This window comes from Streptomyces actinomycinicus, from assembly GCF_016741775.1.
Classification (GTDB): Bacteria; Actinomycetota; Actinomycetes; order Streptomycetales; family Streptomycetaceae; genus Streptomyces; species Streptomyces actinomycinicus.
Window position 1 is genome coordinate 1 of the sequence record NZ_JAERRK010000041.1, and the last position, 13,165, is coordinate 13,165.

At 70.7% G+C, this 13,165-nt stretch carries 12 protein-coding genes; 2 read left to right on the plus strand and 10 right to left on the minus strand.

Annotated features, from left to right (window positions below):
- Positions 1-440: 440 nt before the first annotated feature.
- The 3 genes from JK359_RS38030 to JK359_RS38040 all read right to left on the minus strand — a co-directional run bounded on the left by JK359_RS38030 (position 441) and on the right by JK359_RS38040 (position 5,354).
- Complete coding sequence (locus JK359_RS38030; RefSeq protein ID WP_201844236.1) at positions 441-1,592, minus strand: XdhC family protein; 1,152 nt, start codon at positions 1,590-1,592, stop codon at positions 441-443.
- 148 nt (positions 1,593-1,740) lie between these two features.
- Entirely contained in the window at positions 1,741-4,533 is a 2,793-nt protein-coding gene (locus tag JK359_RS38035) for a molybdopterin-dependent oxidoreductase (RefSeq protein ID WP_201844238.1), read from the minus strand.
- Positions 4,530-5,354, minus strand: coding sequence for an FAD binding domain-containing protein (locus JK359_RS38040; RefSeq protein WP_201844240.1), 825 nt, complete (start codon positions 5,352-5,354; stop codon positions 4,530-4,532). The genes JK359_RS38035 and JK359_RS38040 overlap by 4 nt, the downstream gene beginning before the upstream one ends.
- A 231-nt stretch (positions 5,355-5,585) precedes the next feature.
- Here JK359_RS38040 and JK359_RS38045 point away from each other — a divergent pair, with 231 nt between their 5' ends.
- Complete coding sequence (locus JK359_RS38045; protein ID WP_201844242.1) at positions 5,586-7,103, plus strand: PucR family transcriptional regulator; 1,518 nt, start codon at positions 5,586-5,588, stop codon at positions 7,101-7,103.
- Positions 7,104-7,126: 23 nt separating this feature from the next.
- Here the strand turns inward: JK359_RS38045 and JK359_RS38050 are convergent, their stop codons facing one another.
- The 7 genes from JK359_RS38050 to JK359_RS38070 all read right to left on the minus strand — a co-directional run bounded on the left by JK359_RS38050 (position 7,127) and on the right by JK359_RS38070 (position 12,693).
- Positions 7,127-7,525: a TOBE domain-containing protein gene (locus tag JK359_RS38050; protein WP_201844244.1), complete on the minus strand. Its 399-nt coding sequence runs from the start codon at positions 7,523-7,525 to the stop codon at positions 7,127-7,129.
- 157 nt (positions 7,526-7,682) lie between these two features.
- Positions 7,683-9,440, minus strand: coding sequence for an Ig-like domain-containing protein (locus JK359_RS40055; protein WP_201844246.1), 1,758 nt, complete (start codon positions 9,438-9,440; stop codon positions 7,683-7,685).
- A gap of 160 nt (positions 9,441-9,600) precedes the next feature.
- Positions 9,601-10,677, minus strand: coding sequence for a hypothetical protein (locus JK359_RS38060; protein ID WP_201844248.1), 1,077 nt, complete (start codon positions 10,675-10,677; stop codon positions 9,601-9,603).
- Positions 10,678-11,059: 382 nt separating this feature from the next.
- On the minus strand, positions 11,060-11,182 hold the full coding sequence (locus tag JK359_RS40060) for a hypothetical protein (protein WP_269139088.1): 123 nt from the start codon (positions 11,180-11,182) through the stop codon (positions 11,060-11,062).
- 97 nt (positions 11,183-11,279) lie between these two features.
- Positions 11,280-11,669 (minus strand): class I SAM-dependent methyltransferase, encoded by a 390-nt coding sequence (locus JK359_RS39725; protein ID WP_307788464.1) that lies wholly within the window; start codon positions 11,667-11,669, stop codon positions 11,280-11,282.
- Positions 11,573-12,205, minus strand: coding sequence for a type 1 glutamine amidotransferase (locus tag JK359_RS39730; protein ID WP_307788466.1), 633 nt, complete (start codon positions 12,203-12,205; stop codon positions 11,573-11,575). Before JK359_RS39730 ends, JK359_RS39725 begins: the two co-directional genes overlap by 97 nt.
- Complete coding sequence (locus JK359_RS38070) at positions 12,202-12,693, minus strand: molybdopterin-binding protein (protein WP_201844250.1); 492 nt, start codon at positions 12,691-12,693, stop codon at positions 12,202-12,204. Before JK359_RS38070 ends, JK359_RS39730 begins: the two co-directional genes overlap by 4 nt.
- Positions 12,694-12,832: 139 nt before the next feature.
- On the opposite strand from JK359_RS38070, the gene JK359_RS38075 reads away from it, so the two are divergent.
- On the plus strand, positions 12,833-13,165 hold a 333-nt coding region (locus JK359_RS38075; RefSeq protein WP_201844252.1), incomplete at its 3' end, for a TOBE domain-containing protein.

Consider the following 13,165-nt stretch of genomic DNA (forward strand, 5'->3'; position numbering starts at 1 on the left):
ACGCAACGGTGGGCGCACCCCCGCCCGCTTAGCACCGCCCGGGTCGCGTTCTCGGCATCAAGCGGGTCGGGCCTGCCGCGCCGACGGAGGTCGGCCCGGCCGAACCGATTCACATCGATCGAAATCACCTGCATCGACGCTGGGCCGACCACAACGCACGGCTGCTGGGCAGTTCCACACCGGCCGCGGCACCTGGACCGCCATCACTGCCGCCGGTTTCGCCGTCACCACCATCGGCCGACCCACCTCGGAACGTGGTCGATTTCGTCCAGCAGACCTGTTCTCGTCTGCACCAGCTTGCAGCCACGTCAGCCCGCTCGTCCGAGCGAATTGGCTCGAAGCGCCCGTCGCCGGTGAACAGCACTGCCATCGCCGCTTACGTGGCCGCGTTCGCCGGATCCCATGCCACCGCCGTACGTCAATACAGGTGAAAGCGACTTCTAGGCGACCTCGCCGATCCTTCGTGCGGGGCCCGTCGCCCCGTCGTGGTGGATCGGTGTGTGGGCTCCTCGCAGTGACACACCGGAGCCGCCGCGCCGGGCGGCCACGATCTCCGCCGTGATCGACAGCGCCGTCTCCTCCGGTGTCCGCGCGCCGAGATCGAGTCCGATGGGCGACCGCAGGCGGGCCAGTTCCAGTTCTGTGACGCCGGCCTCCCTCAGCCGCTCGTTGCGTTGCAGGTATGTGCGGCGCGAACCCATCGCGCCGATGTAGGCCACGGGCAGCTTGAGCGCCCTCTCCAGCAGGGGTACGTCGAACTTGGCGTCGTGGGTGAGGACGCAGAGCACCGCCCGCGAGTCGAGCTGCGTCGCCTCCAGGTAGCGGTGCGGCCAGGCGACGACGACCTCGTCCGCTTCGGGGAAGCGTTCCTTCGTCGCGAAGACCGGGCGGGCGTCGCACACGGTCACGTGGTAGCCGAGGAACTTCCCGACCCTGACGAGCGCCGAGGCGAAGTCGATCGCCCCGAAAACGATCAGGCGGGGGGCGGGGACGCTGGACTCGACGAGGAGCGTCAGCGGCTGCCCGCAGCGCGAGCCGTCCTCGCCGATGACGACGCCTCCGGTCCGGCCCGCGTCCAACATGGCGTGGGCCTCGCCGGCTGCCCTCCGGTCCAGGTCGGGGTAACCGCCGAGCCCGCCCTCGTACCTGCCGTCGGGGTGTACCAGGAGGGCGCGGCCGAGCAGTTCGGGCGGCCCTTCGGTGACGCGGACCAGGGCCGCCGCCGACCCCTGTGCGGCGGCGGCGCAGGCCGCGGCGATCACCGCGCGGGCGGGCGAGTCGGGCAGGACCGGCGTGACGAGTATGTCGATGACACCGCCGCAGGTCAGACCGACGGTGAAGGCGTCCTCGTCGCTGTAGCCGAAGCTCTCCAGGGTGTTCTCGCCGTCGGCCAGGGCCTGCCGGCACAGTTCGTAGACGGCGCCCTCCACACATCCGCCGGAGACCGAACCGATGGCCCTGCCGTCACTGTCGACGGCGAGGGCCGCACCGGGCTGCCGGGGCGAGCTTCCGTTCGTGGCCACGACCGTGGCGACGGCGAATTCACGTCCCTGTCGGGCCCACCGGTCGAGTTCTTCGGCGATGTCCAGCATGGTGGTCTCCTTCACTGGGGGATTCGAGGAATCAGGGATGTGTGGAGGGGTCGAGTGGGATGGTGTGACTGGCCGGTGCGGTAGGGCTTCCCCACGCCGATCCGGCTCTCGATCGGGTGCGGGGCCAAGTGATCGATGAAGATCGGGGTCAGGGTGAGGAATCGCCCCGTCGTGCCTTCTGCTGGTTGATCGCCAGCCAGACGCGGTCGCGGGTCACGGGCATTTCGGTGAAGCGGATGCCGGTGGCGTCGTACAGGGCGTTGGCGAAGGCGGGCGCCACCGGGTTGAAGGGGCTTTCACTCATCGACTTGGCTCCGAGCGGGCCGGTCGAGTCGGACGTCTTCATGAAGTGGACCTCGGTGCGCGGCATGTCGGCGTACTGCGGGAGGCGGTACTGGCGGAAGGCCGCCGTCGTCACCTTGCCGCGCTCGTCGAGCCGTACGGTCTCGAAGAGCGTCGCACCGAGTGCCTGGGCGACTCCCCCTTCGACCTGGCCGCGGCACTGCAGGGGGTTCATGACTTTTCCCGCGTCGGCGGCGTGCACACTGCGCAGGATCCTCATCTCGCCCGTCTGAGGGTCGACGGCGATGCGGAACCATTGGGCGTTGAAGGCCACGGAGCGCGGGCTGCCGCCCCAGTAGCCGTCCGCGGTGAGTTCGGCCTGCGTTCCCTGCACGTGTGCTGCCTCGTACAACTCCTTCAGCGTGACCTGGCGGCCCGCGCAGTCGACCGCCTCCGCGTCGAGCGTGCACAGGTGGCGGGGCACTCCGGTATAGCGGGCTGCGAAGGTCTTCAGTCGTCCGGCCAGGGCGTCGGCGGCGAGCATCACCGCCTTGCCCGCCACGACGGTGCCGGCGGAGCCGAAGGCGCCGGTGTCATGGCGGACGACGTCGGTGTCGGACTGGCGGACGGCGATCCGGTCCACGGTGGTGTGGAGGGCGCCCGCGGTGATCTGCTTGTGGACCGTGGTGGTGCCGTTGCCGAACTCGGCGGTGCCGACGGCGAGGTCGTACGTGCCGTCGGCAAGGAGGGTGACGGTGGCGTCCGCGTAGTGTCCGTTCGGCGGGGCGGTGGCGATCATCGCCATGGCGGCGCCCTGACCGGTGAGCCAGCCCTCCGGCACCTCTTCGGTGCTGCGGTCCTGCGCGATGGCGTCGCGGACGATGCTCAGGCACTGGTCGAGGCCGTACGAGGCGATGTACAGGTCCTCGTCGTGGCCGATCGGGGTGATCATGTGGTCGCCGGGGCCGATGATGTTCTTCTCCCGGAAGGCCAGTGGGTCCATGCCCAGGCGTCGGGCGACCTCGTCCATGGCGGACTCGACGGCGAAGGTGACCTGGCCCAGTCCGTAGCCCCGGAAGGCTCCTGAGGGGACGGTGTTGGTGTAGACGGCGTAGGCGTCGACCTTCTTGTGCGGGGCGCGGTAGACGGCGAAGGATTCGCCGACGCTGTGGAACATGACACCGGGGCCGTGGTTCCCGTAGGCGCCGGTGTTGGAGACCACCCGCATCTGGATCGCGGTGAGCGTGCCGTCGGCACGGGCGCCGAGCTTGATGCGGATGGTGAACGGGTGGCGGGTGGTCGCGCCGTAGAACTGCTCGGCGCGGGTGTATTCGAGCTTGACCGGGCGGCGCAGTCTGAGTGCGGCCAGGACGGCGATGTCCTCGGTCAGCATCTCCTGCTTGCCGCCGAAACCGCCGCCCACCCGGCCCGCGACGACCCGGACCTCGTCCTCGGCGAGGTCGTAGAGGGCGCACAGCGCACGGCGGGTCAGGAACGGGGTCTGCGTGCTGGAGCGCACCGTCAGCCGCTCCCCGCTGCCGTCCTCCTTCGGCTCGAAGTAGGCGACACAGCCGTGGGTTTCGAGGCTGGCGTGCTGCACGCGCTGGGTCCGGAAGGTCTCCTCGTAGACGACCGCTGCTTCGGCGAATCCGTCGTCCACGGAGCCGATCTCGCCGTGGATCTCACCGGCCACGTTGTTCTCGACGCGGGCGATCCTCTGCTGTGGGCCCTTGTCGGCGTGGATGACGGGTGCACCGGAGCGCATGGCTTCCTCGGGATCGGTGACATAAGGGAGTTGCTCGTACGTCACCTCGATCCGCCGGCAGCCCTCCTCAGCGGCCTGCTCGCTGTCCGCGACGACGGCGGCCACGCGCTGGCCGACGAAGCGGACGACGTCGTCCAGGACGCGGGTGTCGTCGGGGTCCTCGGTGGGGTGTTCGTGCCGGGCGCTGGAGTAGAGCGTGGCGGGGGCGTCCTCGTGGGTGAGGGCGGCGTGCACGCCGGGGACTCGCAGGGCGGCGGAGGTGTCGATGGCGAGGATGCGGGCGTGCGGGTGCGGGGATCGCAGCAGTTTCATGTGCAGCAGCCCTGGCACGTCGACGTCGAAGGTGTAGCGGGCGGTGCCCGTCACGACCTGGGGTCCGGCCGGGGCGCCGAGGCTCTTGCCGACTGCTCTGCCGGCGCAGGGTCGTTCGGTGTGCTTGACGCCACGGACGGCGTCCGCGATGGCGCGGTATCCCGTGCAGCGGCAGAGGTTGCCCTTGAAGGCGCGCGGCAGGTCGTCGAGCTTGCCGTCGTCGTGGGCGGTGCCCCGCTCCGCCTCGAGGGCGGCCGTGGTCATCAGGAACCCGGCGGTGCAGAATCCGCACTGGAAGCCCTGGGCGTCCAAGAACTTCTGCTGCACCGGGTGGAGTTCGCCGTCCTTCGCGGCCAGGCCCTCAACGGTGGTGACCGACCGGCCCTCGGCGCGAACGGCGGGATAGAGGCAGCTGTGCACCGGCTCGCCGTCCACATGGACGGTGCAGGCCCCGCAGTCCCCGGCGTCGCATCCCTTCTTCACCCCGAACCAGCCGCGCTCGCGCAGGTACGTGCGCAGACACTGCCCGGCGCGGGGCTCGGCGTCGAAGGGCTGGTCGTTGACCTGGACGTGGAAGCTCATCGCGCACCGTCCAGGGTGAGTTCCCGACGGACCTGCTCGGCGAGGTGGAAGGCCATGTGCCGCCGCCACTCGGGCAGCCCGTGGATGTCGTCGAACCAGTCACCGTCACCCACCGCCGTAGTGATTGCCGTGCGCAGTTCGGCCCGGTCCGGCGGCAGGGCGAACCAGAGACGGAACGGCCGGGTGGTCGCGGCCGTGATGGTCACGGCGAATGATCCGTCCGCCGGGTCCAGCGTCCCGATGACGAGGGCGGCGGAGCGCCCGAGGCCGTAGAGCGACACCTGCATGAAGGCGGTACGGCAGCGCAGCGAGCGGGCGGGAATCGTGACCGAGCGCAGCATCTCGCCCTCGGCGAGGTCCTTGCGCCCGGCTCCGGTGACGAAGTCGGCCACCTTCACCCGCCGGTGCGCGCCGTCCTGGGCCTGGAGCAGGCACTCGCCGTCGAGGGCGGCGGTGAGGGAGATCATCGGTCCGGCGGGCAGGCCGTTGCAGAGGTTCCCGCCGACGGTCGCCATGTTCCAGATCTTGAACGAGGCGAGGAAGGCCCGGCAGCACTGCTCGATGAGCGGCGCGGCCTGAGCGTCGAGTGTCCGCCCGAACCGGGACAGCTGCGCGATCGTGCAGGTGGCCGCGATCTCCAGCGAACCGTCGGGCAGGATCTGGACCGGCTCCCAGCCCATCCGGCTCAGATCGATCAGCCGGCGCAGATGCGGCTGCGGCTCCGAGAAGAGGTACGTGCCGCCGCCGAGCCAGGCGTCGCCCGGTCGCCAGGGCTCGTGACGGCTTGCGTCACGTATGTCGAGCACCGTGTTCAGATCCATGTCCCCACCTCCGTCGGCCACTGCTTGCCTGCTCAGTGAAGCCGCGCCGGAGGCCGAAAACGACTGGTCCGCCGCACGGGAAATCTCCAGCCGGACCGGCAATGTCCTGGTGAATCATCCAAGAGGCATTCTCCTTCCTTACCCTTGCATTTACGATGGCCCGGCCCATGTCCACCTGGTGGGTGTGAGAAGTCGACGTCACCACCGGTGGCCGCGCAAGGAGTCAGCACCATGCACGTCGGAGACCTTCTCCAGATCGAGGGGCTCGATCTCACCCACCTCTGGGGTGGCGAGAACCTGCTTGGCCAGGCGATCAGCGGAGTGACCGCGACCGACCTGGAGGACCCCGCACGTTTCGTCCAGCCCGGCGAGATCGTGCTCAGTGGCCTGGTCTGGTGGAAAGAGGCGGACGGCCGGGCCAGGACCGAGCGATTCGTCTCGGCACTGGCACAGGCCGGCGCCACGGCACTGCTCGCCGGCGAGGAGACCCACGGCAGTGTCCCCGGCGACATCGTCGACGCATGTCGAGCCCACGGCATCGCGCTCCTGGCCGTGCCGGCGCACACCAGCTTCCGGGCCATCACAGAAGCCGTGTACCGGCGCCAGTGGGGCGACCTCAGCCGCCGCCCCGCCGACCACTTCGCCCTGCCCGATAACGTACGCAGCGACCTCGGCCGCCTCGTCGATCAGGGCACCGACGCCGACACACTCCTGGGTCGTGCGCTCGCTCCGTTCGGTGCGCCGCCGTGCTACGTGCTCACCAGCACCGGCCGCACGATCGCCCGCACCGCTTCGGCCCCCCAACTGTCGGCGGCGAGGGCGGTGGAGAGCCTGCGCAGCCTCACCGGAGAGACGCTGCGCGTCCAGGCGGAGACCACCCCGTACGACGCCTGGTATCTCCATGTGCCCCAGGTGGGCGGAGCGCCTCCCCGAGCGCTGCACGAGATAGCCGAGGTGATCGGCCAGTACCGTCACCATCACCACCGCCAGTGCGCGGCCCGGCGCCGGACCGGGCAGGAGCTGATCTCCCTCGTCGACCTGGGCGACGCCGGCGCCGGAGTGCTGGCGGACGCGCTCGAGTCCTGCGGGCCGCTCGCCGAGGGACCCTGGCGGGTCGTGGTCACGAGCACCGGTGGGCGGCACGCGGACAGGGGCGCCGCGGAAGCGCTCAGAGAGGCGCTCGAGCACCTCACCGCGACGGTCTTCGCTGCGGGCACGACGACGGATGCCGAAGCCGTCGCTGTCGTACGCGTGAGAGGCGAGGACACCCTCCGGCTCGACGAGCCCTGGTCCCTGCTCAACGGCTGCCGACCGGAGACTCCGCTGTACGCCGGGGTCAGCAGCCCCGCCGCGGAGCCCTCCGGACTCCACGCCGCCCTCACCCAAGCGCGCTACGCCCTCGCGGCCGCGCGGCACGGCTCCCCGACGACCGGCCGCGTGGCCATGATCGAAGGACTCGCCTCCCTGGAATCACTCCTGGCAGGCATCCCCACGGACGTGCGAACAGCCTTCAGCGGCACGACACTCGGCCCGCTCGCCCGCAGCGGGACGGCCTCCCACCAGACTCTTCTGGAGACCCTGGAGGTCTTCTTCGCCCACAACTGCTCCTGGGCCCGCACCGCAAAAGCCCTGCACGTGCACATCAACACGGTCCACTACCGCATCGAACGCGTGCAGGCACTCACCGGGCGGGACCTCTCCCGCCTCGACCACAAACTCGACCTGCACGCCGCACTCCTGTGTCGGTGAGTCACCGGCAGGCGAGCGCCGGCTCAAGGAGCGTCGATGTGCACGTCGGTGGACTTCACGCGCGCCGTGACCCTGGCACCCACCTCGATGCCGAGTTCCTCGACGGACTCCCGCGTCACGAGCGAGACGATGCGGTGGGGTCCCGACTGGACCTCGACCTGTGCGGCGACGTCGTCGAGCGTCACGCGGGTCACGATCCCGGAGAACGCGTTGCGTACGGATGTGACCGCGGGCCCTTCCCGCAACGGGTGCGTACCCGCTGCCCGTTCCTTCGCGAACGCGGCAAGGCTCACTCCGTCGATCGCGCGGTTCCTCAGCCCTTCCCGGTCCATGCGCAGCCGTCCGGAATCCGCCCACCTCCGGACGGTCTCCGAACTCACGCCCAGCAGCCTCGCGGCCTGCCCAATGCTGTACGACGGCACAGAGCGAACTCTAGTCAGGCTCCGACGCCGACACCCCGCACGGTCTTGCGTCATGGGCGGGCACGCGCTTGGTGGGGATCTCCGCTGTACGTCGTTTGATGAATTGAGCGCGATGCCCTGTCCGGCGGGATCGGCCGGTCAGGGCTCCGTGCTCAGCTCACTTGCACTGGCCGGTGTGCGGCCCGTTCACGGTGTTACCCGACTGCTGCAGGCTGGGTGAGTTGCCCGTGCAGCGCAGGGGCGCCTCGACCTGGTTGCCCTCGAACTCCGGGACGAGGTCCTCGGACAGCAGGCCGCTACCGCTGTTGTCGTTGATCCTCACCGGCGCCGACATCGTGTTGGACGAAACCTCCAGGCCGCCGGTGTTGCCGTCCAGGGTCAACGGGGCCTTGAAGGCGCTCCCCGCGCAGTCCGTCCCCTCACCGTCGCCCAGCAGCACGAAGCCGCTGGTGCCTCCGAGGGTTACCTTCCCGTCGAGGGTCGAGTGGCAGATGGTGACGGCGAGGGCGCCGTCCGAGACCACCGGGCCGTTGATATGTGCACCCGACACTGCCAGCGCTCCGCCGGGCTGCACCTCCACCGGGCCGTTCTGCGTAGTGCCGGGGGCGATGCACAGCGACTGGTCGGCGGCCACGGTCAGCGGGCCGTCGTGGTCCGTGATGCACGGCTGGCTGAAGCCGGTGGTGAGGTCAGTGGCCGCGACCGTGGCGCCGGCTGTGAAGGTGGGGTCGCCGCCGTAGGTGGCGGTGATTGTGTGCGTCCCGGGCTGGAACTTGCTGGTTGTGAAGGTCGCCCTTCCGCCCTTGAGCGGTACGGTCGCCAGCGTGGTCGTCCCGTCCGAGAAGGTGACCGAGCCGGTCGGGGTGCCCGCGCCCGGGTTGGCCGAGGCCACGGTGGCCGTCACGCCGACGGCGTGGCCGAACAGCGGGGTGGCTGTGTCCGCGCTGAGCGTGACCGACGTCCCGTACCGGAACGTGACGACCGCCTTTCCGTTGCCGTGGTTGACGCCCTGGAGGAGCGCGACGTTCGTCGCCGACGGATCCGCGTAGCTGCTGCCGCCTCCACCGCCCGCGCCCGGGAAGTAGCCCGGGTTGCCGCCGCCGGAGCCGCCGCCACCGCCGTGCCAGCCGCCACCGCCGCCACCACCGCCGGGGCCGCCGCCACCGCCGTTGCCGCCGGTGCCACCGCTGCCGGGATTGGGCTCGCTGGTGATCGGGTCGAGGTCGATGCCCGGGGTGCCGGGGCCGCCGTTCAGGGTGTTGGGGTTGCCGTGACCTGACGCGGTCTGGGTGGCGCCGCCACCGGCCAGGCCGGAGCCCAGCGGGCCGTTGCTCTGGCCACCGTCCTGGCCGACGAGACCGCCGCCGGCGCCGCCCTGCAGCTTCGGGCCGCCGTTGCCTGCGCCACCGCCGCCGCCGGCCACCAGGACGCGGTCGGAGCCGCCGAAGGCACCGACCCGTACGTCCGAGCCGCCGCCGCCCGAACCGCCGCCACCGTGCGCGCCGCCACCGCCGCGCCCGTGGCCGGTGCCGCCGGGACGGGCGAACTCACCGTGCCGGGACGAACCGGGGATGCCGGCCGCGCCGGTGGTGAGCTGGAGGGTCTGGCCCGGGGTCACCGGCAGGGTGGCACGGGTCTCGCCGCCGAGACCGCCGGGCGCGCCGGAGATCGCCGGGTGCGGGTCGATGTAGCCTGCCGCGCTGCCGCCCTCGCCGCCGAACAGGTCGACGTCGACCGCGGTCACGCCGTCCGGGACGGTGAAGGTGTCCGTGCCCACGGAGTTGTAGGTGCACGTGGGCTGCCGGGAGGTGGTGAAGACGCCGCTGGTGCCGCAGGGCTCGGCCGCGCTCGCCGCGCCGGCGGCCGCGGTGAGGGGCACGATCGTGGCGGCGACGAGGCCGGTGGTGCCGGCCACCGTCATCATCCTGGATCTGAATACGGTTCGACGGGAGGTCGGGCTGCTGTCGTTCATGGGTGTTGACACTGTTTCTCCGGCCCTGTGGGCAGCTGAGATGGGGGGACGGGTGCTCCGCAGGCGGGCCGAGCCCGCCTGCGGAGCGGGACCAACCAGTGGACTAGACGCCGTCGTTGGCGCAGAGCGCCCAGACGTCCGAGTAGGTGTTGGCGGAGCTGGCTCCGCCGGTGTGGGTGTAGGCGGTCCAGTACGCGGCAGTGGTGGTCCCGTCGCTGACGGGATTGCCGCTGTTGTCGCTGGGGAAGCTGCCGTTGAGGTGATCGCCGCCCGAGCCCGGGCCGGTGAAGTCGGTGGTCGTGACACTGCCGCCGCTGATGGCCGCGCCGCCGCTGACCAGTTTGCCGTCGGTGCCGCAGCCCACGGTCGCGGTCTGGCCCGTAGTGGCCGAGGTCGGGCCGCTCACCTCGCTGTAGTGGACCTTCACGGTGACACCGCTGACGTTGATGCCGCTGCCGCTGCAGATCGCGTACACGTACGTGGTGTTGGTGGCGCCGCCACCGCCGCCGTTGTAGCCGACCGCCGTCCAGGAGTCGGGGTTGGCCTCTCCGTCGGCCGCGGCCTTCAGGCCGAAGTCGTGCGCGGAGTTGTTGAACGTGGGGAAGCTGGCAATCGGCTTGAGGCTGCCGACATCGGCCGGGGTGGTCCGGGCGCCGCCGCCGAGCAGCGCGGTGTTGGCCGGGCAGGTCGCCGTGACCGCGAGCGGCGCCGCCGAGTTGGTCGGCCCGGCGGCCTTGTTCATGACGGTCTGGGTGTGGTTGATCAGGTTGCTGGTGAAGCACACGGCGTACGGGGTGGAGGAGAACGAGCTGTTCACCGCGCCGCCGCTGCCGCCGATGCCGAGCCAGTGGGTGTTGTCGGTACCGACGACACCAGCGGTGCCGGTGTACTCGGTGGAGCCGTCAGAGCTGGGCTCGGTGCCGTTCACGTGATTGCCGTTGGACGACGTACCGGTGCCGATGGCCTGGTCGATGCCACCACCGGAGACGAGACCGCTGCTGCAGTCCGCGTGGGTCGAGATCTCGGAGAAGGTGCTGGCGGGGCCGAGGGTGGCGCCAGGGGTCTTCACGGTCACGCTCACGGTGTTGGCATACGCGACCCCGGGCACAGCCAGGGCCAGAAGGGCGCCTATCACCAGCGCCTTGCCGGCCACCAGGCGTGGCAGGAATGTGGTCTTCATCGGACTCTTCCTCTCTGATTGCAGCGCTGCGCACGGGGCAGGGCAGCGCGGAGAAATGCCGTGCAGGAGAAGCACCGACCGCTTCGGGGGCGCGACCGTCACGGGTCCAAGGGCGGCTGGGGAGCCTTCGACGGCGGGAGACGGAACCCGTACGAGTCGACACTCAACGCGGCTCGCAGACGCGGACATTAACAGCCCGCCAGAAGCGCAGCTACGGGCGAATCGCACAGGATGGGATGGCAGATGCTACATACGACGGCCATTCGACCTTGAACTTGCAGGACGCCCCTCTGGCCGTCCAAGCACGTGAAGCAGTACCCGGCCATCAGCGCCGGCAGCAGGCCGAACGTGTCGACAGCGACGTGCCGCTTGAGCCCGTTGATCACTTGGCACCGTCGAAGGGGCGTCCGTCGGACCCGACGACGGCGTCCGCCTTGACCGACTGGGAGTCGATCACGCCCGTGCCCGACTCGGTGTCCCGGCCCGCACGGGGGCCGTAGCGCACAACTGCGGCAGCGCGGGGCCTCCTGGACAGTTCGTTCGGCCAAGACGCCTTCTGGCATACCTAGCGGCCCTGTTCCCATGCCGGGCGCCTACTGCGATCACCCGATCCAGACTCTCGGTCGGCGGGCACCGCTCAAGATCGGAAACGCAACCGCTATGGAGACAGCAGGATCAACGGTGCTGCTTCTCCGGGCCGCCAGTCGGGTGAGGAGGACGCCGTCGGGTGCCGTCACCCTGGCCCACTCGCGCAGTGCCGTGGCGGGGTCGGGGACGTGGTTGACCAGTGCTGCGCTGAAGACGCCGTGCACCGCGCCGGCCGGCAACGGCAGTCGGCAGGCGTCGGCCAGCAGCAGACGTGCGAGGGCGGCGCGTCCTTCGCGCGCGGTGGCTGTCAGCATCGCCAGGGTGAAATCCGCGCCGAGGACGACGCCCTGGTCACCCACCGAGGCACGTCGCGCCGACAGGGCCCGGCCGCTGCCGCGGCCCACGTCAAGCGCGCGTTGTCCCGGGTGCAGTCCCGGAACGCCTGGACCGGGTAGCGGTCACAGGAGGCCAGCAAGGTGGCCCCGGACGGCAGTTCTACGGTGTCGGAGTGCCAGTGCAGGGCGTGGAGCCGTTCGGGTGCCTCGGCGAAGAGCGGGTCGGTGTGCGCGGCCGGGGAGACCCGGACCTCGCCCCAGCCGATCTGAGCGCCGTCGCCGGCACGGACTGTTCCGCCCGCCGCCGACGCCAGGAGCTGCGCACCCAGACACACGCCGAGTACCGGTACCTCGGCCTCCAGCGCCGCCCGCAGCAGCGCCGGCTCCGCCGCGCGGCCGGGAAAGTCCTCGTACGCCACCATCGGCCCGCCCATCACCACCAGGGCGACCGCATCGGCGAGCGTGTCCGGCACCTCCTCCCCCGCCCACGTCCGGCACACCCGCACCGGCAGCCCAGCGGCCTCCAACGCCGAGGCAAGAGCGTACGGGCCCTCCTGCGGCGCATGCTCCAGGACCAGCACGTGGGCGGCCTGTGCCCCGCTCACCAGGCTCCGTTCGTCGCGGGGTAGCAGCCGTCCACCCGTATCGCGTCGATGCCGCTGATGTGCCGGGCCCCGCAGCGGTCCTGGGGCAGCACCAGTTGTGGGCCGACACGGTCGAGCGGGGTGTCGTCGAGGGTGACCCCGAGCAGGACGGGGGCACGGCCGAAGTCCGGATCGATCTCCGCCCAGGACAGCACCGCGTGGTGGCCGTCCGCGCCGCGCACGGCGATCAGGAAGCGCAGTCGGTCCTTGCGGCGGCCGGGGTCGAAGGCGGGACCGGCGTCCACGAGGACGTCGTGCAGGAGCGGTCCGGTGAAGCAGTGGTGCTGGATGCCGCTCGTGGCGCACTCGAACGCGACCTCGGCCCGGCGTTGAGGCCAGGCGAGAAGGTCGGGCACCGTCAACCGGGCCGGCCGGGCCAGATCACCGGTGAGGACGACTTCCGCCACCTGCCCGGTGGCCGTACCGGCAGCTGCGAGGGACTGACTCACGGGCTACCACCTCCCGGATGACCGTACCCGGACACCCTGCATGTACAAACGCATATGCCATGCCCTGAGATGCAGGATTCAGCTCATGCGAAGCTACAGAAGACTTTCCCCTCGCATCTGCGGCAGTATGCTCAAGCGCATGCACACCTACCGGATCGGAGATGCGGCCGCCTTACTCGGCGTCAGCGCCGACACCGTGAGGCGCCTGGTCGACGGCGGGAAACTGACCGCCGAACGCGACGAGCTGGGCCGCCGGATCATCCCCGGGCCTGCCCTCGCGGCCTACGCCCGGCAACTGCACCGGGCGGAGCGGGAGTCCACCGGCTCCTCGGCCCGCAACCGGTTCTCCGGCATCGTCACCGATGTGATCCTCGGCGACGTGTCGGCTCAGGTGGAGATCCAGGCCGGACCGTTCCGGGTGGTGGCGATGGTCAGCCGCGAGTCGGCTGAAGAGTTGGAGCTGGAGCCCGGG

Coding starts and splice junctions, on each gene's coding strand:
- JK359_RS38030 (WP_201844236.1), bottom strand. CDS start 1,592: ATGCTGGACATCGCCGAAGAACTCGACCGGTGGGCCCGACAGGGACGT.
- JK359_RS38035 (WP_201844238.1), bottom strand. CDS start 4,533: ATGAGCTTCCACGTCCAGGTCAACGACCAGCCCTTCGACGCCGAGCCC.
- JK359_RS38040 (WP_201844240.1), bottom strand. CDS start 5,354: ATGGATCTGAACACGGTGCTCGACATACGTGACGCAAGCCGTCACGAG.
- JK359_RS38045 (WP_201844242.1), top strand. CDS start 5,586: ATGCACGTCGGAGACCTTCTCCAGATCGAGGGGCTCGATCTCACCCAC.
- JK359_RS38060 (WP_201844248.1), bottom strand. CDS start 10,677: ATGAAGACCACATTCCTGCCACGCCTGGTGGCCGGCAAGGCGCTGGTG.